Origin of the sequence: Virgibacillus sp. 6R (assembly GCF_001895305.1) — a bacterium.
Taxonomy (GTDB): domain Bacteria; phylum Bacillota; class Bacilli; order Bacillales; family Amphibacillaceae; genus Virgibacillus; species Virgibacillus pantothenticus.
In genome coordinates this window covers 4,393,010-4,413,315 of sequence record NZ_CP017762.1, presented here as the reverse complement: position 1 = coordinate 4,413,315, position 20,306 = coordinate 4,393,010, and the positions used below count along the sequence as shown (strand labels likewise).

General features: G+C 37.9%; 18 protein-coding genes. All 18 read right to left on the bottom strand.

Annotated features, from left to right (window positions below; genetic code table 11):
* Positions 1-305: 305 nt before the first annotated feature.
* Positions 306-1,082 (bottom strand): YlmH family RNA-binding protein, encoded by a 777-nt coding sequence (locus BKP57_RS19930; protein ID WP_050352664.1) that lies wholly within the window; start codon positions 1,080-1,082, stop codon positions 306-308.
* Between the two features lie 123 nt (positions 1,083-1,205).
* Positions 1,206-1,469 (bottom strand): YggT family protein, encoded by a 264-nt coding sequence (locus BKP57_RS19925; protein WP_050352663.1) that lies wholly within the window; start codon positions 1,467-1,469, stop codon positions 1,206-1,208.
* Between the two features lie 7 nt (positions 1,470-1,476).
* Positions 1,477-1,902 carry a cell division protein SepF gene (locus BKP57_RS19920; protein WP_050352662.1) on the bottom strand — a complete coding sequence of 142 codons (426 nt, stop codon included), beginning with the start codon at positions 1,900-1,902 and terminating at the stop codon, positions 1,477-1,479.
* A 4-nt stretch (positions 1,903-1,906) separates the two neighbouring features.
* Positions 1,907-2,575 carry a YggS family pyridoxal phosphate-dependent enzyme gene (locus tag BKP57_RS19915; RefSeq protein ID WP_050353532.1) on the bottom strand — a complete coding sequence of 223 codons (669 nt, stop codon included), beginning with the start codon at positions 2,573-2,575 and terminating at the stop codon, positions 1,907-1,909.
* A gap of 27 nt (positions 2,576-2,602) precedes the next feature.
* Entirely contained in the window at positions 2,603-3,412 is an 810-nt protein-coding gene (gene pgeF / locus BKP57_RS19910; protein WP_072742231.1) for a peptidoglycan editing factor PgeF, read from the bottom strand.
* Positions 3,413-3,702: 290 nt separating this feature from the next.
* Complete coding sequence (locus BKP57_RS19905; protein ID WP_050352660.1) at positions 3,703-3,969, bottom strand: YlmC/YmxH family sporulation protein; 267 nt, start codon at positions 3,967-3,969, stop codon at positions 3,703-3,705.
* Positions 3,970-4,663: 694 nt separating this feature from the next.
* Positions 4,664-5,446: an RNA polymerase sporulation sigma factor SigG gene (sigG, locus tag BKP57_RS19900; RefSeq protein ID WP_050352659.1), complete on the bottom strand. Its 783-nt coding sequence runs from the start codon at positions 5,444-5,446 to the stop codon at positions 4,664-4,666.
* Between the two features lie 123 nt (positions 5,447-5,569).
* Positions 5,570-6,289 (bottom strand): RNA polymerase sporulation sigma factor SigE, encoded by a 720-nt coding sequence (sigE, locus tag BKP57_RS19895; protein WP_050352658.1) that lies wholly within the window; start codon positions 6,287-6,289, stop codon positions 5,570-5,572.
* A 15-nt stretch (positions 6,290-6,304) separates the two neighbouring features.
* A complete protein-coding gene (gene spoIIGA, locus BKP57_RS19890; protein WP_050352657.1) occupies positions 6,305-7,225 on the bottom strand; it encodes a sigma-E processing peptidase SpoIIGA in 921 nt (306 codons plus the stop codon).
* 448 nt (positions 7,226-7,673) lie between these two features.
* Positions 7,674-9,062 carry a group II intron reverse transcriptase/maturase gene (ltrA, locus tag BKP57_RS19885; protein WP_072740903.1) on the bottom strand — a complete coding sequence of 463 codons (1,389 nt, stop codon included), beginning with the start codon at positions 9,060-9,062 and terminating at the stop codon, positions 7,674-7,676.
* A gap of 503 nt (positions 9,063-9,565) precedes the next feature.
* Positions 9,566-10,717, bottom strand: a complete 1,152-nt coding sequence (gene ftsZ / locus BKP57_RS19880; RefSeq protein ID WP_050352656.1) for a cell division protein FtsZ — start codon at positions 10,715-10,717, stop codon at positions 9,566-9,568.
* 112 nt (positions 10,718-10,829) lie between these two features.
* Positions 10,830-12,110: a cell division protein FtsA gene (ftsA, locus tag BKP57_RS19875; RefSeq protein ID WP_050352655.1), complete on the bottom strand. Its 1,281-nt coding sequence runs from the start codon at positions 12,108-12,110 to the stop codon at positions 10,830-10,832.
* A gap of 629 nt (positions 12,111-12,739) precedes the next feature.
* Positions 12,740-13,531 carry a cell division protein FtsQ/DivIB gene (locus tag BKP57_RS19870; RefSeq protein ID WP_072742230.1) on the bottom strand — a complete coding sequence of 264 codons (792 nt, stop codon included), beginning with the start codon at positions 13,529-13,531 and terminating at the stop codon, positions 12,740-12,742.
* 226 nt (positions 13,532-13,757) lie between these two features.
* The gene (spoVE, locus tag BKP57_RS19865) at positions 13,758-14,867 is read right to left on the bottom strand and encodes a stage V sporulation protein E (RefSeq protein ID WP_373314114.1); all 1,110 of its coding nucleotides are present in this window, start codon (positions 14,865-14,867) and stop codon (positions 13,758-13,760) included.
* A gap of 223 nt (positions 14,868-15,090) precedes the next feature.
* A complete protein-coding gene (gene murD, locus BKP57_RS19860; protein ID WP_050352652.1) occupies positions 15,091-16,440 on the bottom strand; it encodes a UDP-N-acetylmuramoyl-L-alanine--D-glutamate ligase in 1,350 nt (449 codons plus the stop codon).
* The gene (gene mraY, locus BKP57_RS19855; protein ID WP_050352651.1) at positions 16,437-17,423 is read right to left on the bottom strand and encodes a phospho-N-acetylmuramoyl-pentapeptide-transferase; all 987 of its coding nucleotides are present in this window, start codon (positions 17,421-17,423) and stop codon (positions 16,437-16,439) included. The genes murD and mraY overlap by 4 nt, the downstream gene beginning before the upstream one ends.
* A 37-nt stretch (positions 17,424-17,460) precedes the next feature.
* On the bottom strand, positions 17,461-18,816 hold the full coding sequence (locus BKP57_RS19850) for a UDP-N-acetylmuramoyl-tripeptide--D-alanyl-D-alanine ligase (protein ID WP_072742229.1): 1,356 nt from the start codon (positions 18,814-18,816) through the stop codon (positions 17,461-17,463).
* Entirely contained in the window at positions 18,816-20,291 is a 1,476-nt protein-coding gene (locus tag BKP57_RS19845) for a UDP-N-acetylmuramoyl-L-alanyl-D-glutamate--2,6-diaminopimelate ligase (protein WP_072742228.1), read from the bottom strand. Before BKP57_RS19845 ends, BKP57_RS19850 begins: the two co-directional genes overlap by 1 nt.
* Positions 20,292-20,306: the final 15 nt, after the last annotated feature.

Below are 20,306 nucleotides of genomic sequence, written 5' to 3'. Positions count from 1 at the left end.
TATTTTACTTACTATTTCCAAATAATACGATGTAATAAGCTTGTCCAACTTTCAACACACATAAACCATTTCTGCTTCCTGAAGCATTGGTCATCGTAATTACCTAATGCCATTTCTTGTACATATCATTCATTATACACTATACATTTCGCCAAAAACTACATAATTCCTGCAAAAAATAATGGAAAGCGCGAATCTTCATATTGGTGCAATTCTAGTGAGGGTAAATAGTATAATCAAAGCCTTTCTATGTTCGACAAGCTTACTTTCAAGAGTACTGTTTATCGTCTCTGACACACCATTTTTCATTGTAACCGTGCTAGTGTAACTTTCAGCTTGTCTTTCTTTGATCGCCCTCGCACTTCGACTAACTTACTTCGCCCCATCCCTCTTACAGAAAGGATATCTCCAGCTTGTAACGTAAATGCAACGTCATCTACAGGCTTATAATTTACTTTCACAAGCAATTTTTTAATATAATCGGTTGCTTCCTTTCGGGGTAAACGATATATTTCCTTCACTATGACATCGAGCCTTAATGAGGAAACAGTTGTTTCCAGTTCCTTCCAGACCGGTTGCTTGATGTCTAAATCGTTTAACGGTCGTTCTCTAAGCCGCATGCTCGTGTTTTTTATGGAGGTTAAATGGGTTATCACATAAGGGGCTATTTCAGAAGCGACGACCAATTGTACACGACCATTGCCTACAACAATATCACCAAGAATTTTCCTTTTTAGTCCTAATGACAGGCATGCCCCCATTACATCACGATGCGATAAATCGACAAACTTAGTTGGGTAATGCCCTTCAAGTAAGGTGAGCCCTGCATCTACTTGTTGCAAATCCTCATAAAATGGACCAAGCACAGCTCGTTTCCGCTCTACAAAATCATGCCCGCCGTTAAAAAGAAGGTTTACGTCACTATCTTTCGTTGCAATTAACATCGTAACTAATTGTTGCTCGCGAGGATCAAGAAAATCAGTCACCTTTGGTTGATATGTTCGCTCCACTTGCTCCCTCCAGGATAGGACCTGATCAATAAACGCTTCTTCCTCTTTACGAAAATGCTGATACAATTCCATAATTAAAACTCCTATACTTGTTCCTGATCGTTGCTGCTAATTGTGGTAATTGGATGAAATCTTAACGAGCTATGAACGATAATTCTAGCTGATTTATATGAATGTTCCTTCTACCGAAACGACTCACATCAACATACTAAATAGCACCAATAAGCCTTTTTGAGCAAACCGCAAAACAATAATTGCAATAATTGGTGAAAAATCAATCATTCCTAATGGGGGAATAAATTTGCGAAACACCTCTAAATACGGCTCACAAATTTTAGTTAATACTTCGCCAAATGCCGACTCGCGAGCGCCTGGAAACCAGGACATAAAAATATAAATAATTAACGCAAAAGTATAGACTGTAAAAGCTAAATCTAGAATTCGAAAAATTTCCTGCATGTATCAATTACCATCCTTTGCCGTATTCATCTTCAAGTGTATCTGTAATCGTGCCAGTAACATTCACGTTATCTGGGGTACATAAGAAAGTCTTCGCTCCCAGTTTTTGAATGTCTCCATTAACGGCATAAACTGTGCCGCTTAAAAAATCGACAATGCGCATTGCCTGTTGATTATCCATCCGTTGCAAGTTAATCACTACAGCTCGACGATTAACAATATTATCGGCAATTTCCTGAGCTTCGCTATACGTTCTAGGTTCACAAAGCACGACTTTGGAAGTTGGATTATTCACACTAGTAAGATTCACAACATTCTTATTTTTATCCCTTGGCAACTTCTGTTCAGCCTCAAATTCACCCGCGTCCACATATTCATATTCGTATTCGTCTTCCATTGTAAAATAATTTTTCAACTTATTTTTAATACTCATTATCTCACCCCACTAAATTAGTACCAACTCGTATATGCGTCGCACCTTCCTCCACAGCAATCGTATAATCATTACTCATCCCCATAGACAAAAACTTACAAGGGGCATATGCCAAGTTCTTTTCTTGTACTTGATCACGCAGCTTCGCTAAGTCACGAAAAACCCTTCTTAATTCTGCTTCATCATCAATATGCGGAGCCATAGTCATTAATCCAATCACCCGAATCTTTGAATATGCTTGCAAATCTTCAACAAACGTAAATAATTGTTCTGGTGTCACTCCATGTTTCGATGCCTCTTTGCTAACATTAACTTGAATAAAGCAGTCTACCTGTTTTTTTGCTCGCTTATTGATTTCTTTAGCTAAAGACAACCGATCTAACGAGTGCAATACATCGATATAATCAATCATTTCTTTCACTTTTCTCGACTGGAGTGTGCCGATAAAATGCCATGTTGCTCGATCATGGAAATAGCGATATTTTTCTAGAAAACCTTCTAAACGATTTTCTCCGATATGCGTAATCCCTGCTTGTAACGTTTCTTCTGTTCGCTCTATTGTAACATATTTCGTTACTGCTATGATGGTAATCTCATCTTTATTTCGATGGTTTGCCTCACAAGCCCGTGTTATATTTTTCTGGATTGTTTGTAAATTGCTTGCTACATCCATTGTTTCCAATTCTCTCCTCTCCTATAATCATGGCAAAAAGCCAATAAATCCTAACATTCGTCCTGTTTTCCCATGATCTCTCCGATGTGAGAAAAAAAGAGTTTCATCACGATATGTACAATAATTCGTTACATCTATATTATTACGTAATACCCCCGCTTGTAAAAGAATATCTACATGTAATTGCTTTAAATCGAGTAAAAAGCGCTGTTTTCCATTTGGAACAACAGCATTTTTCTTATATTTTTCCGGAATTTGGTTCACTACTTTTTCATCGACTTCATAATATTCTTCAGAAATACATGGACCGATCGTAACAAGTAAGTTTGCTGGGTCACTCCCCTGTGCCTGTATAGCCTCCACCATATGCTTGGCCATTTGATTTACAGTTCCTCTCCAGCCCGCGTGAGCGATACCGATAAAGGATGTGGAAGGATCGTAAAAAAATAGGGGAACACAGTCTGCAAAAAAAGCAGTGCACAAAATGCCAGGACGATTAGTAATGAGACCGTCAACCCCTTTTATGGCTGAAGAATTATCTGCTGCACCTTTCCCTTTATCTGCTTCACTTACAAGCTGGATATTGGTTTGATGTACTTGCTCCCCACACACCCAGCTGTCGATAGGGAAATGGATTTTAGATGCAATCCGGTTTCTATTCATCGTCACATCAGCTCGAGAATCATGAACATGGAAGCCAACATTTAAGGAATGGTACCTGCCTTTACTAACTCCGCCTTGTTTTGTTGTAAACCCAGCTATTAGCCGATCGTTTAATCGTTGCCATTTTTCGATATGTAAATACGTCGAATCCTTTCGTTTCCAAATGTCGTTCACTATAGCACCTCCGAAAACATACACTAGTTTTTATTCTACCATAAATTCACTTGTTTTTATCGTTTATTATTCTTGAGTCTGTCAAGTATTTACGGGTGTTCTTCTCATCCTGTGATTTGTTTGATGACAGAGTTCTTTTTAGAATGGACGGCTCCTGCACCCAGTGGATATACACGTCGTTCTCCGTGGTGGGCTCCCAGCTCCCTCGAAAATAATATGCAGCTTCCATGCAGCATTTAATCATATTTTTCATAAATTGTAAAAGCAATCAACTAATAGTCTCTACAATCCTATGAATTTGTGTTGTAATACAAAACAGGTTTTTCTGCTTCCTTTATAAGGATAACATCTGTACCGATCCGGATAATTTGCTGCCAGTCAATCACTAATTCCTCTGCTTTTCCAAATAGTCCATTCTTTTTGTCTCGTGGAATAACAATAATAGCTACTATTTTCCCCAAATTTGTATCAATTTCTAAGTCATGTATATGACCAAGCTTTTTTCCGCTATCCATAACGATAACCTCTTTTACTTGTAATTCTGATAATCTAACCATATTTTCACCTCGCCAATTGTGCGTTTTCAATAGAGTGAACCTTCAATCAGTGGGGGTTTCTATTCATCCCCCACTGTTGTTAGTACCAAATAGTATGATCTAAAGACCGCTTACCAAACAGGGCATTTGGTGCTGTTATCTCCCACTTAGACTTGTTGCAGTACAAATTATCCAACTCCTGAGCCTTACAGTACCTTATATGTAGGATAACCACCGAACTTTTGAACAACCTCTAATACTTATATATATGCCTAAGCTTGACATTCTTTCTTTAATTTTATGGACGCTTTTAATTTTTGCCTACATGTACTTCCAGTTTATTTTTGATTCTGTTCAGGAACCTTGTAATACCAATTAATAGGGGGGAAGAAATCTCTCGCTGTTGGAAGTTTCACCATTTTAACTATAATAGGCTTTTTGTTTAAAGCAATTGTACAATTATAGGCTATATGTAATCCTTTCGCATATAAAGTGAATGGGAGTTTTCATTCATCACCCCACTGATTGTTCGTACCGTAATGGTATGACCTAAAGGGCGCTAACGAAATAGAGCATTTAGGCGGTGCAATCTCCCACTCAGACTTGTTGCAGTACAGATTATCCAACTCCTGAGTCTTACAGCACTTTATATGCAGGATAAAAAAATAGGAGAAACCAAAGTTCCTCCTACATACCAGCTGTGTTAATAACAGCTCTATTCAAACATTTCCTTATTCATTTGTTTAATTGCTGCTTTTTCCAAACGAGATACTTGGGCTTGAGAAATTCCTATTTCATCCGCAACTTCCATTTGTGTTTTCCCTTGAAAAAAGCGCTTATTTAAAATCATTTTTTCCCGTTCATTTAATTGATGCATTCCTTCTTTTAAAGCTAATTTGTCTAACCACGTAGAATCTTTGTCCTTATCATCACTGATCTGATCCATGACATAAATGGGGTCACCACCGTCATTATAGATTGGTTCAAACAAAGAAACAGGGTCTTGAATCGCATCCAGAGCAAAAACAATTTCTGCATGAGGAATGCCCATTTCTTCCGCAATTTCCATTGGGGTCGGTTCTTTAGAAGTTTTGCTAATCAATTTTTCTCTCACTTGCAATGCTTTATAAGCAATATCACGCAAAGATCTGGATACGCGAATGGGGTTGTTATCCCGCAAATATCTTCTGATTTCTCCAATAATCATTGGAACAGCATAAGTGGAAAACCTAACATTATGGGACAAATCAAAATTATCGATTGATTTCATTAATCCGATACAGCCTACTTGAAACAAGTCATCAACATACTCTCCTCGATTGTTAAATCGTTGTATCACACTTAAAACAAGCCGTAGATTTCCATTTACCAACTCTTCTCGAGCAGTTAAATCATTTTCCTCCTGCATTTTTTTAAACAGCTTCCGCATTTCTTCGTTTTTTAATACGGGTAATTTTGATGTATCAACACCACATATTTCAACCTTATGTCTCGTCATCTATGTTCAACCCTCCCAGTTGGTGATGCTGTTCATGGACAGTATCTCCTTAAGGGAGGCTTTTTATGCAGGTCGTCATCTTACATAAATGATGAAAAAACATGAAAGCGTACAAACACAGGGCTAAACCATTTTATTAAATTCTTTTTTTAGTCGGCGAATTATTTTTTTCTCCAATCTTGATATATATGACTGTGAAATACCCAACATATTAGCAACATCTTTCTGTGTTTTTTCTTCTTCTCCAACAAGTCCAAAGCGAAGTTCCATAATTTGTTTCTCACGAGGATTTAGTTGCGATAATGCATTTTTTAACAAATGCTTATCTACATCGGATTCCAAATCTCTTGTTATAATATCTTCATCCGTCCCTAACACATCAGATAATAATAATTCATTCCCATCCCAATCTATATTAAGGGGTTCATCAAAGGAAACCTCTGATTTCAACTTATTATTGCGCCGTAAGTACATTAGTATTTCATTTTCAATACAACGTGAAGCATACGTTGCCAGCTTTATCTTTTTTTCCGGGTTAAATGTATTTACAGCTTTTATAAGACCTATCGTACCAATGCTAATTAAATCTTCAATATTGATCCCCGTGTTTTCAAACTTTCGGGCAATGTAGACCACCAAACGTAAATTACGCTCAATTAAAATCGCTCTGGCTGATTTATCACCTTTAGGCAATAATGCTAATAATTCCTGCTCTTCTTCTTTAGATAACGGTGGAGGAAGCGCTTCACTACCTCCGATATAATAAATCTCTTCTGATTTTAATCGTAGCTTGATTAAAAGTTTATACCACCATAAACGAAAGCGTAATTTAGATATTCTCAACTTTTATCTCTCCTTTTAAGCACTATGAATGGTAGCTGTTTGAATCATTTGTGGATGCAATAAACAATGATAACTCGCATCCTTAGTTAACTGTCCGAATTGAATACCTATTAATACTTTTGTTGTTGTGATTCGTTTTTCTCCATAATATATAATGAGTTGCTCAGGTCGGAGTGTAAATAAAAACATACTACTCCCTTCTACTCCTTGATAAGGTACAACTTGCAAATATTTCTCCCACTCAGATGGTAATGTATCCATTTGAAATGTATGATAGCATTGTTCAAGCTGTTCCCATTCTTGATCAGTAAACCACTGTTTTAATGCTATTTCATCACATAAAATAACTGGCTTTTTGGTAATTGGATCGGTTAATTGATTCCCACTATCAATAAATCCAGTGGTTGAGTAACTTCTTCCTCTCATCTTAATCGTTACAGGAATCAACTGGTCATAGCGAATTTTTTCTTTCACGTGCTTGTCCATACGAGATTTTGTAAACACCCATACAAGCGGAAAGCCAATTGCAACGAATAACCAGCTCACTGGATCACCAAAGCCACTATTGTACGTCAATAAGCCGTTTGTACTCATACTAAACGGACGCTTGAGTAAAAAGTGGATGCCAATTAAACCACCCCCTATTGAAAAACTTACAAAATAAAATAAACCAAATAATTTGAGCCACCGATACTTATTCCGATAGCCGAATGCAGCCATGATAATAATGCCAGAAATCATTATTTTCCCAAGTACACTGGTAGCAAAAGATTCAGGAAAATATATGGAAATCGGCACGAGTAAGGATGCAATAAACGCCCCAACTATTAATCGTCGCTTCTTCGTATCATCTCTGGCTAATGCTTGCGTCAGCATCAATAGCATGAGATCTAATAAAAAGTTCAACGCCCATACCGCATCCAAGTAAATGGTCATGTTTCCCTTCCCTTCAAGCATCAGCTACTAGATCTGTGTTTTTAAAAGCTTGCCATGATTCATAGTGATTCTAGTATAACGAAGGATGTAAGCAAAGTCTGTCATATTCTGTACCGTAAATATGACTATTTTCCCCGAGTTATCAGAAGGTTTGTCACTGTATAGCTGATCGTTAAAAGTGCAAATTCTGCATTGTTTATAAACACATTTGAACCTAAGTAAATTATTAGTCTGACGCAATTTCATCATTCGTAATCTTATACTAGCCGAAATACGCTATAGTAATCTTTATTACTATTTTAAATATTTCTTTCATATGGACTCACTACCATAACTGCAGTCTTAAAAGTTGTTGTACTACATTCATCCATAAATCGAGTAGAGGGAAAAGCTAAATAACTTTTCGCCCCTCTCACACCACCGTACGTACGGTTCCGTATACGGCGGTTCAATAGTTTGAGTGTACGAACTGGTATTGAAGAGCGATATCTTTATATCCTCTCGACGCCAGTTCTTTATCTGTCAATGAACGATGGAGTACATAGCTACTTGATATAGTCCAGTAACCTTTTCTTGTATTCGACCATTCATAAGCTTTACGTTTATCGATGCCTAAATGAATTAGATTCTTTCTTTTCGTACGTGGATTTTTCCACTGTTTCCAAATATATTGTCTAATTCGTCGCTTCAACCATCCATTTAGATTCTTCATGAATCCTTTCATTTCCCCTATGCCATAGTAATTTATCCACCCTGTCATAAGTTGCTGGATTTCTTTTAGAATCACTTCAAGATTCCGCCCACGATTGCGTTTGGTGATTCGCTTGAGTTTCTCTTGAACGGTCACTTTCGCTTTGTTATGAGGACGAATTTTAACCCCATTCTTCGTGGCTAATAGACAGAAGCCAAGAAACTTCCGTTTCAAAGGGCTTCCAACCGCACTCTTTTCTCGGTTAACGGTTAGACTCAAATCTCTCTCAAGAAAGGTAGTAATGTTATCCATTACTCGATATCCTGCTCTTCTACTTTTCACATAGATATTACAATCATCTGCGTAACGAACGAATCGATGACCACGCTTTTCCAATAGTTGGTCTAGTTCATTTAAATAGATATTACTGAGTAACGGAGATAGGTTTCCGCCTTGCGGCGTTCCTTGTTCTGATTTTTCGAAGATACCGTTAATCATAATTCCACTTAATAAGTATCGTCTTATCAAGTGAAGCACTCGCTTATCAGATATCTGTTTTTCCACGAAGTACATGAGTTTGTCATGATTTACCGTATCGAAGTAGGATTTCATATCCAAGTCCACTACATATTTGTACCCTTGTTCGTAGTACGATTTCGCCCGTATGATGGCATGATGCGCACTACGTTTTGGACGAAACCCAAAACTATTATCGGAGAACGTTGGTTCAAATATCGGTTGTAACACTTGGTTGATAGCTTGTTGAAGCATTCGATCGATGACTGTAGGAATCCCCAGTTTCCTCTTTCCACCATCTGGTTTCGGAATTTCAACCCGCAGAACGGGTTGCGGTTTATACTTTCCTTGACGTAACTGGGTTAATAGTTCCTCCTTGTGTTCCTTCAAGTATGGAAGTAGCTGGTCGTACGTCATACCGTCGATCCCTGCTGCTCCCTTATTTCTGACTACTTGAAGGTAAGCTTGATTTAAGTTGTTCCTTGATAGGATTCTTTCAAACAGATTGGATACACCATTTTGATTGTTCTGTTCACCATGAAAAGTACTATGCGCTTCGACATACCCTTCATGTTCCACACTATCTCTCTGCCGATAGCCAGATTCTCCTGTTTTCTGCAGTTGTCGCACCTTCCACACCTCCTAGAGCTTTCAAAATTTCTATTGTTCGGTCCTTCATGTTTCGTCAGTTAACATTACTATGACCTCTGCTGACTTCTTGTGATTCACCAAAACGTCCCCGCTTTGGTTGTGCTGATTCGTTATCATTCAACTCCCACTGCACCCTCACAAGACCTCCCCCGGTAAGAGCGAAAACTTTCCTCCCATGTAACTGTTAGATTTACTGTATAGGTTTCGGGCAGTATTGGACTTTATCTTGTTGCGCAGATTTATCCGACCTAATTCAGCCTTCTATCTAATTTCTGTTCGTCAGTTCAGGAGTTTGCGTCCAGCTTCCTTCAGCCACTACCTCACGATAGCCACCTTGCCTTCCGCTAACAGTTCCTACTGCCAAGCCTGTAGTGGACTTTCACCACCAAGTTTTCGCCCATGCAGGGCGCACACATAAAAAATCTCAAAGAATTTTTAGATTCCTTGAGATTTTTTAAAGGGCGCCTTTGAGACCGTCCTAGTTAACGATTTCTATTTCTGTTTCTGTTACGCAAGAAAGTAGGGATGTCCAATGTATCCTCTTCCTGAACTGGGCGTTGCTGTTGAGGTTCTGGCTCTCTTTCCCGTTCTCTTCTCGGCATATCTTCATTTGTACGAGTTGCTGCATGCTGATGATAGGTTGAGCGTTGCTGTTTTGTAGGCTGCTCTGGTTTTTTTACGGATTCATCAAACCCAGTAGCAATCACAGTAACAATAATTTCGTCTTTTAAATTTTCATTGATGACAGAACCAAAAATAACGTTTACTTCATTATCTGCAGCAGAAGTTACTAAATCTGCAGCTTCTTGTACTTCGTATAAACTTAAATTTGTTCCACCCGTAATATTCATTAAAATACCATGTGCTCCATCGATAGAAGTTTCGAGTAATGGTGAAGAGATGGCTTTTTTAGCTGCCTCCGTTGCTCGCGTTTCACCAGTAGCAACCCCGATTCCCATAAGTGCAGAGCCTTTATCATACATAATCGTTTTTACGTCGGCAAAATCCACATTAATTAAGCCAGGCTTAGCAATTAAATCAGAGATGCCTTGTACACCTTGGCGTAATACATTATCTGCTTCACGAAAAGCCTCCAGCATTGGCGTATTTTTATCTACAATTTCCAATAGTCGATCATTCGGTATCACAATGAGCGTATCAACACTACCCTTTAATGCTTCAATACCAGAAATGGCTTGTGTCGATCGCCTTCTACCTTCAAAAGAAAATGGTCGTGTAACGACACCCACTGTTAGTGCCCCAAGGTCTTTAGCAATTTGCGCAATGACAGGTGCTGCACCAGTTCCAGTACCTCCGCCCATACCAGCTGTTACAAAGATCATATCTGCTCCTTGCAACACTTCTTCTAGCTGCTCCTTACTTTCTTCAGCAGCCTTTTTTCCAACTTCTGGATTAGCACCTGCACCTAATCCTCTAGTTAATTTTTCCCCTATTTGAATTTTCAATTCAGCTTTCGATAGATTTAAAGCTTGGGCATCTGTATTGACAGCGATAAATTCAACACCTTCGACACCATGCTCAATCATACGGTTGACAGCATTGTTACCGCCACCGCCTACTCCAATTACTTTTATTGTAGCTAGTTCTTCCATATTCATATCAAATTCCAACATATCTCGTTCCTCCTAATTTGCAAAATTACAAACGTTCTAGAAGCTAATTGAATAGAGGTTATTTTTTATATATCAATAGAGTACCATTCATACAGGTATGGAAAGACTTATATTAATCAAAAAAATACTTAAACAAATTAGCGATTTTAGCCTCTTTTTTCTTAGGTTCATTTGAATCATTTGCTTTCGTTTGTTTTTTTAGACGTTTTGGTTGGGCATCATGTCCTTGTGAAATAACAGTTGGAAATAATTCTTTTCCCTGTATTTTCGCATTCCAATAAGCAAATTGCAAGATTCCAACGCCTGCAGTAAATTGCGGTTCCCGTACACCTATGTAATCTGGTATAGCGATCCGAACATTGGAACGAAATAAGTCTTCTGCGAGTTCAAGTACACCAGGCATAGCCATTGTTCCACCAGTTAGGACATAGCCTCCTGGTAATTCATGGTAACCCATTTTTCTTATTTCTCTTTCTGCAAATGCATAGATCTCTTCCATCCGCGCCTCAATGATATCTGCTATTTCTAATTGATTTGAAGTTTGCTTAGAGTTACTGCCTATAATGGACACATCAAACACTTCTTCCTCTAATGCGTCATCATAGAAGGCATGACCATGGTTAACTTTTACATTTTCTGCTTCTTCTGTCGATGTACGCAGACCAATTGAGAGATCTTTTGTAATGTTGTCTCCACCCAATTGCACGACACTCGTTGAGACAAGATGATCGTTTTCGAAGATAGAAACTGTGGAACAGCCACCGCCTACGTCTATTAAAGCAACGCCCATATTTTTCTCATCTTTGGACAAAGCAATTGTTCCGGCGGCAAGCGGTTGAAGGCAGATATCCGCTACTTGGAGGTTTGCACGCTCTACACATTTTAAAATATTATGCAAAATGGTTTTCGAACAGGTAATTATGGTTCCTTCCATTTCCAATCGGACACCAATCATCCCTCTTGGATCATTAATTTCATCTAAACCATCTACGATAAATTGCTTCGGTATGACATCAATAATTTCTCTCTCTGGAGGAATGGACATTACTTGAGCTCCATCAATAACTCTAGTAACATCTTCATCACTTATTTCACGATTTTCACTTTGAACTGCCACAACCCCATGACAAGGTTGCAATTGGATGTGATTACCGTTAACTCCAACGACGACACGTTCAATTTGCATCCCAACCATTCTTTCAGCTTGTTCTACCGCATTACGAATGGAGTGTACCGTTTGATCTATATCGATAATTGCTCCTTTTTTCATACCATTAGACTTAGCAGTCCCTACACCAATAATATTTAATGAATCATTTAAAACCTCACCGATAATCACTTTTATTCTTGATGTACCGATATCAAGGCTTACTAAAACATCACTGTTGTTCAAAACGAGGCACCTCCCAAATTCAAAAGCTGCATTAAAAGCACACTTCTCTCCATCATCTATTTTTATCTGATTATGAATCTATTGAAACTTCCCAAAAATATAATATATTAGGATATTCCACATAAAACTAAGGATTTCCTTTATTTTTTGGTATTTTTTTAAAAAATCTTAAAAGCTTTTAAAGTGAAACTTTCAATTAAGCATAGGTTTATGATATAAAAATCTCTAACATTCAGCCCATGGATAAAGCTAGGTAAAAAATTGTACCTTCAATCAGTGCATTCTTTCATCTTCCACTGATTTACGAGAAACATAGGCTAAAATCTTAAGCGTCTTGAAAAAGAAAACACTTTTCCTATGTGTCACGCTTCCTATGATCGACATCTTAAGGCGGATCGAAACGGAATTTAGGTTGCCGTTTTCTTCCTCTTAGAATTCTAGATATCTCCCACATCTCTAAGGAGCCATAAGCCATACAGACCTTACGTGGGGGTACACAAAACTTAGCTTTAACATTGATTCACAGAAATAACGTTAGGCTTAAGCAAAACCATTTGTTTCAAAGTATGCTATACTATAATTGTTCGTAAACTGGATTGAAAATATGACTTTTGAAATTAGATATCATATTACTCTTCCCGATCCTCTTCAGCAACAGACGAAGCCTTTTTTCCTTCCTTAAAAGATTCGAAATAAGCCCCGACCCCAATATGAATAATTCCTTCACTTTCTTCATCTAACTGTGACACAATGGAAGGATATATGTCCATACTTTCAGCAAAGTTAGGAATACGGGCATCTACCACAAATCCATCATTCATATACAGCATGATTTTATCTTTATTTTCCTTTTCTGGCGTCCAATGAACTTCAGAAATTAATTTTCTTATCGTTTCCGGAAGTTTTTCCAACTCATTCGTCATCCTATGTAAATATGCTTCCTTATTAAAACCTTTAATTAATGGGGCATCTCCATTATACGTGTTTTTCCCCATACTTTGAAGCGTTGTTCCATTACCTAAAACTGGAAAATAAGTCGTTTCTTGTTGCTTATATCCGACAAGCTCGTATTCATCAATTGTAATGGAAACGGTCCAAGGTAACTTGCGGCTAACTTTTGCAGAAGCAATAATTGGACTATCTTTTAATTTAGATTCAGTAACTTCTGTATCTATTGTCCATATGTTTTCATTTTTGACTAAATCCGCTTGCTTTACAACTTCGTCATCATTTAAAAAAGAGTTCCCTGCTACTTGAATCGTACGTATGTAACTTAAAGGGGATTGTAAATAAACGACAACTGAAATTAAAATGAAAAAAATAGACAGGTAAAATAGCAGCCTGCGATTTGCCTTTTTCTTCCTTGCCTGTTTCAATTTAGGAATGCGATCTTCGATTGAAACGACTTTCTTTTGAGCCATCTCTATTTCTTCCTTTATACCAAATTAACAACAAGAAATGGCACAGACATGCCATTTCAGCTTGTTACTATGAGTATATCATATTATACATTAAAAAATGTAGTGAGACTTAGAGGAAAAGCAAAGTTTTTCTCACCATTGTCTACTCGTTCCTGTATTCATTTTGAATAAATCGAAACCACTACAACTAATATTAACCAGTTGGAATTATAAACAACCGGAAGGATTATATTTTGGTGTATTTACTAATGTTTAATAGAATACCGACAGAACAAAGAATTAATGTTAAAGAGGAACCACCGTAACTTAAAAACGGCAATGTAATACCGGTTACAGGAATTAAACCGATAACGACACTAATATTAATCATTGCTTGAATAGCTAGCATAGACACAATGCCTAAAGCTAAAAATCGCGAAAAACTATCTGGGGCTTCTAAGGACACTTTTATGCCTCTCCAAAGGAGCAGCAGAAATAAGATGATGACTGCACTACCGCCGATAAACCCTAATTCTTCACCCAAAATAGCAAAAATAAAATCGGTTTGCGGTTCTGGTAAGTAAAAGTATTTCTGTAAACTCTTCCCTAATCCTAATCCCATTAAACCTCCTGGACCGATTGCGTATAACGATTGAATGATCTGAAACCCATCACCAAGCGGATCCTCCCAGGGATTCAAAAAAGCGGTAATTCTGCTGATACGGTACGGAGCAGACAACACCAACCCAATAAAACCTACTATTCCAATTATTCCCAGACCAAGGAAATGAGACATCCTAGCCCCTGCAGTGAAGACCATTACCATACAGGTCAATACAAGAACCATTCCTGTTCCTAAATCAGGCTGCAGCATAATCAATCCAAAAGCAGAAAAAATTAATAGTATAGAAGGTAGAAACCCTTTTTTAAATGAAGTGATATATTTTTGATAGCTCGATAGGTACGCAGCTAAAAATATAATCAACCCTAATTTCATGAACTCAGATGGTTGAATACTAAATGCACCAATTCCAATCCAACTTTGCGCCCCGCCTCTTACGATCCCGATTCCAGGTATTAAGACGAGAAATAATAGACCAAAACAAAGCAGTAAAATTAATTTAGCATATTTTTTCCATGTTGTATAAGGGAGATTCATCGTAAAGATCATGGCTCCAACACCTGCACCAGCAAATAGAAGCTGGCGTTTTACGTAAAACCAAGCGTCATTAAACTTATATTCAGCCCAAACAAAGGAAGAGCTGTACACCATTACAACACCAATAACGAGTAACGATATAATCACACCAATTAAAATATAATCCGGTGAGCCATTGGTGAATGATTTCTTTTTCACTAGCAAAAAATAACACCCCGCTTTTGAATATTACTAGGGGGTGTTTAAAAAGAATGTCATTATGGCAGTGTATTCAAAAACATGCCTCTACACGGCAGGTTTGGATGCAATAGAATTGGGTTCATCCAAACATATCGCTTGTATGAATAATGCCTGTTCGCACGCTTCATTAACTAACTATATGGATCCTATTTATCCATCTATTCTTTATTTAAACAAGCCCCTATACTAATGTATGCACAGCTTGTATAAACATGTCTCCTCTTTCTTCAAAGGTTCGATATTGATCCCAGCTTGCGCAAGCAGGTGACAACAAAATCACGTCATTCTGTTCAGAAATTTCGTATGCTGCCTGTACAGCTGTTTGCACGTTTTCAGTATCGCGAATCGTTGAAATATTCGCTTTGATGCCTAATTGCTTTAATTTCGGTGCGGTCTCCCCAAATAATACCATCGCCTTTACATGGTCCAAATATGGAAGAAGCTCATCGAAGCCATTGCCCCGATCTAGACCTCCTGCAAGTAGAATAATAGGTTGTTCAAATGCTGATAAAGCTTTTTGTGTAGCTAGGCAATTCGTAGCTTTCGAATCATTATAAAACAACCGTCCGTGATAATTACCAACAAACTGCAAGCGATGCTTTACACCTGTAAACATAGCTAACACTTTACGTATTCCTTCATTTGTTGCACCGCTTAACTTAGCTGCTGCTACACTAGCTAAAATATTCTCGTAATTATGCTCGCCTAATAAAACAATATCATGCCGTTCCATTATTTTTTCTTGTTTAAAATAGATCGCTGTTTCATCCATCCAAGCACCATCAATCTGTCTGTTTTTCACAGAGAAGGGAACTTTTTGCGCTCTTGCTTGTTTAGCTGCTTCTACTAAACTTTCATCTTCTGCATTATAAACAAGATAATCATCATCCATTTGGTTTTTAAATATATTATATTTTGCTTGTTTATAATTTTCCCATGTCTTGTGATAATCTAAATGCGCTTCAAATATATTTAGTAGAACGGCTATTTTCGGTTTAAATTGGTCAACGCCCACCAATTGAAATGAAGATAACTCCAAAACCAGATGTTCGTCTTGCTCAAGATCTTTCGCTACTTCGGTTGCAACAATTCCGATATTGCCAGCTACTTTAACTCGCTTCTCACTCTGTTTTAGCATTTCTGTAGTTAAAGTTGTCGTCGTCGTTTTTCCATTTGAACCAGTTATGCCAATAATATGTCTGTTTGCTAATTGTCCGGCTATTTCAATTTCCGTAATCACAGCAATCCCTCGTTTTTCAGCTTCTGCTACGATAGGATTGTCATAAGAAATGCCAGGATTCTTTACGACGATATCTATTCCGTCCAAAACACGAATAGGATGGGAGCCAAGAATTAATTCTGCCCCCATCTCCTTCAGTTTCGCCACATTTGAATCGAATTCGGTTGCTTTCTGATCATTAATGCGTACCCTTTTCCCCTGCTCGAGTAAAACAGCCGCTGCAGCAGTTCCGCTTTTTGCTAACCCTAACACTAGGATGTGCTCATAGGGGAAATTTTTTAGCTTTTTCAACTTATACCCACCTCAATATAAATTCCTAACGCAGCAAAAACAAGCCCTACTAGCCAAAAGGTTGTGACAACGCGCCATTCCGACCAACCTAATAGCTCGTAATGATGATGTAACGGGCTCATTTTAAACACTCTTTTTCCAGTTGTTTTAAATGATATGACTTGGATAATAACTGATAATGTTTCGATGACGAACACGCCGCCAATAATAACTAAAATGATTTCCAGTTTTGTTAAAATAGCAACACCCGCAATGGCGCCACCTAAAGCTAATGATCCTGTATCACCCATAAATACTTTAGCAGGATGGGCATTAAATACGAGAAAACCGAGTAACGCGCCTACAACTGCTAGTGCAAATATCGCTACCTCATTTTGAGGATAACCGTACCAAGCCAAAATTGCAAATGCGCCAAAAGCAATGGCGGCAGTACCTGCTAATAAGCCGTCTAAACCATCTGTCAAATTTACTGCATTGGAAGCACCAACAAGCATAAATATAATTAGTAGAGCATATCCCCAGCCCAGCTCTAATTGAACGGTAGTCCCAGGTATGGAAACATAGGTTGGGAAACCTTGTTCTCTTAAGACAAAATAAATGACCAGCGCGATAATAAGCTGTCCAAGTAGTTTTTGCTTTGACGTTAAGCCAAGATTTCTTTTTTTAATAATTTTTATAAAATCATCTAAAAAGCCAAGCAGGCCATATCCTACCAATACAAATAATAAAATCCACAGTTCATAACTAATACCAACTGGATTAATTTTCCAACTCATAATAAGGGAGGTAATCACGATACTGAAAACGATCATAATTCCTCCCATTGTTGGGGTTCCAGTTTTTTTAAGATGGGATTTTGGTCCTTCTTCCCTAATACTTTGTCCAAACTTTAACCTACGTAAAAATGGAATAAAAATAGGAGATAAAAGGACGGTAATTAAAAATCCTATTGCTATGGTTATCATTAACACAGTAATGTTCATTACATTTCCTCCTTATACGAACCGTCCATCGAAATTGTTACTGCTTTAAATCAGTTATAAATGTCTCAAACTGCAAACCTCTGGAAGCTTTAAATAAAATGATTGCTTCTTCATGTAAATGGGGTTGAAGCGCGTTTAGCAAAGCATTCTTATCTGTATAATGGCTAGCAGGAATTGAACCACTCTGTTCAACGAGTTCCTCAGTAATATATTTAGCAGCATTACCAAACGTGTAGACGTTTGTAATTGGCTTAGTTATGGCTTCCGATACAGAACGATGCATCACCTCTGAATAATCGCCTAATTCTAAAATATCACCTAAAACAAGGACTTTTTCAGAGTATCCATCGAGTTGTTTCACGACCTCGATAGCAGCCTTCATAGATGTAGCAGAAGCATTGTAAGCATCATTAATCAATGTCACACCATTTTTTCCACGTAGTTTTTCGAATCGCATCCCTGTCTTCTGCATATGACGAAACGCCGATTGCATCTTTCCTGCTTCGATTTTTAAACTCATACCGATCGTAATTGCCAATGTCGCATTCTTAGCATGGTGTTTTCCTAAAAAAGGAATCGTATAATTTGCATTTTCGTTTATCGTAAACGATGTTTCATTATCATGTACTTGTAGCGAGGTTATTTGGTTCACGTTATGTTTCGCAAAACCACAAGTAATCACTCGTTCTTGATTATGAAATTGCTGTAATAAAGGCTCGTCGCCATCTATTACTAACAGCCCTGTTTTACTTAATCCTGATAAAATTTCTAGTTTTGCTTTGGCAATATTTTCTCTCGAACCTAGATATTCAATATGGGATTCGCCAATATTGGTAATAATTGCATAATCTAGTTTCGCTATATTAGATAATAATTTTATTTCACCAGCATGATTCATTCCCATTTCCACTACCAAAACTTCTGTATTCGGCTGCATAGATAGGATAGTCAAAGGCAAGCCGATATGGTTATTAAAATTCCCCTTCGTATAATGGGTTCGGTAGGTTGTTTGCAATAAAGCTGCAACCATATCCTTCGTTGTTGTTTTACCATTTGAACCGGTTATCCCGATCACAATTGGATTCATTTTTTCCCGATACGCAGAAGCCAATTGCTGCAAGGCAGTCAACGTGTCTTCCACATAAAATACTACCAATGAAGCAGGAAGAGTGTCCGGCAATTGCTTTTGTTTATTCCACAAAACAGCAATCGCTCCTTTCTCCACTGCTTCAGATACATAATCATGGCCATCAAAATTTTCTCCAACGATCGGAACGAATAAACCATCCGCCATTTCTATACGGCTATCTGTATAGACGCCTTTAATGGATTGTTCAGCGATATGTCCTGTATACGGATGAAACATCTGGGCAAGCCATTTTACTGTAAACATTAGGCACGCTCCTTCGCTAATATTGCTTGACGAGCAACTTCACGATCATCAAAGTCATATTTTGTATGCCCTATTTGCTGGTATGTCTCATGCCCTTTTCCAGCAATAACGATGATATCATCATCCGCTGCTTGATTTAACGCTTCATGAATGGCTGCTTTCCGATCAGCTATCACTTCATATGTCGCGTCGTTGTCTAAGCCATTTGTCATATCCTCAAGAATGGCCATTGGATCCTCTGTTCTTGGATTGTCAGAAGTAAAAATCGGTTTATCGGCGTATTTCACCGCTATTTGCGCCATAACCGGTCGTTTTGTCTTATCTCGATCGCCACCACAGCCAACGACAACAAATACACGCTGTTTAGCAAATTCTTTCACAGTCTGTAACACATTTTCCAATGAATCTGGTGTATGTGCATAATCTACAATGACAGCAAAAGATTGCCCTTCATTTACAGGCTCAAACCGTCCATTTACCCCTTCAATTTGCTCGAATGCCTCTTGAATCGTATCCAATGAAATATTAGAAACGATTGCAGCGGCAGAAGCTGCCAGCATGTTATAAACGTTAAACGTCCCCATTAGCTTGCTTTTAATGTGTATGTTACCTATTGGGGTTTTCAGTTGAAAATAAATTCCCGTAGCTCCAAGCTCAATATCACTAGCCATTACCTGTGCATCACGATCTATTCCATACGTAATCACATGCTGTGCTGTACTTTGCTTTAGCAACTCACTGGCAGGTTCATCCTGATTTAGCACAGCATATTTACGTTTTTCAGTATCATAATGGTTGCCCATTTGTGCAAACAACAGACTTTTTGCTCGCAAATAATCGTCCATATCCTTATGAAAATCTAAATGATCTTGGGAAAGATTTGTAAAAACAGCGATATCATAATCACAACCATGCACTCTCCCCTGAACAAGTGCATGGGAAGAAACTTCCATAATTGCCTGCTCTATATGCTGCTTTGCCATCTTGTCGAATGTCTGCTGTAATGAAAGCGCATCTGGGGTTGTATTAATCACCGGATACGTTTCGTCATCAATTTTCATATGTAAAGTACCGATGACACCTGTTTTTTGTTTAGCTAATTTAAAAATAGCTTCCAATAAATAAGTTACTGTCGTTTTGCCATTTGTTCCAGTTACTCCTATTAGTGAAAATTTACCAGTTGGGTTATCATAATACTTCACCGCAAGTATTGATAAAGCTCGTTTAGAATCAGGCACTAATATAACCGGCAATTTGGAATCCACTGGTTTTTCAGCAATAATCGCTACAGCTCCGTTAGCTTCGGCCTGGTTTACAAAATCATGCCCATCTACTGTATATCCTGAAATGCATATAAATAAGTCTCCCGGCTTTACTTTCCGCGAATCCATGACAATTTTGTCAATATTTAGATCTGATACATTTTCGGTTGTTTTATAAAATGGTATACAGCTTAATAATTCCTCTAATTTCATGTGTAACATCCCATT

Excerpts from the sequence above, each read along its gene's own strand:
- BKP57_RS19930 (WP_050352664.1), bottom strand. The coding sequence starts at position 1,082 with ATGGAATTGTATCAGCATTTTCGTAAAGAGGAAGAAGCGTTTATTGAT.
- BKP57_RS19925 (WP_050352663.1), bottom strand. The coding sequence starts at position 1,469 with ATGCAGGAAATTTTTCGAATTCTAGATTTAGCTTTTACAGTCTATACT.
- BKP57_RS19920 (WP_050352662.1), bottom strand. The coding sequence starts at position 1,902 with ATGAGTATTAAAAATAAGTTGAAAAATTATTTTACAATGGAAGACGAA.
- BKP57_RS19915 (WP_050353532.1), bottom strand. The coding sequence starts at position 2,575 with ATGGATGTAGCAAGCAATTTACAAACAATCCAGAAAAATATAACACGG.
- BKP57_RS19905 (WP_050352660.1), bottom strand. The coding sequence starts at position 3,969 with ATGGTTAGATTATCAGAATTACAAGTAAAAGAGGTTATCGTTATGGAT.
- sigG (WP_050352659.1), bottom strand. The coding sequence starts at position 5,446 with ATGACGAGACATAAGGTTGAAATATGTGGTGTTGATACATCAAAATTA.
- spoIIGA (WP_050352657.1), bottom strand. The coding sequence starts at position 7,225 with ATGACCATTTACTTGGATGCGGTATGGGCGTTGAACTTTTTATTAGAT.
- ftsZ (WP_050352656.1), bottom strand. The coding sequence starts at position 10,717 with ATGTTGGAATTTGATATGAATATGGAAGAACTAGCTACAATAAAAGTA.
- BKP57_RS19870 (WP_072742230.1), bottom strand. The coding sequence starts at position 13,531 with ATGGCTCAAAAGAAAGTCGTTTCAATCGAAGATCGCATTCCTAAATTG.
- mraY (WP_050352651.1), bottom strand. The coding sequence starts at position 17,423 with ATGAACATTACTGTGTTAATGATAACCATAGCAATAGGATTTTTAATT.
- BKP57_RS19850 (WP_072742229.1), bottom strand. The coding sequence starts at position 18,816 with ATGTTTACAGTAAAATGGCTTGCCCAGATGTTTCATCCGTATACAGGA.
- BKP57_RS19845 (WP_072742228.1), bottom strand. The coding sequence starts at position 20,291 with ATGAAATTAGAGGAATTATTAAGCTGTATACCATTTTATAAAACAACC.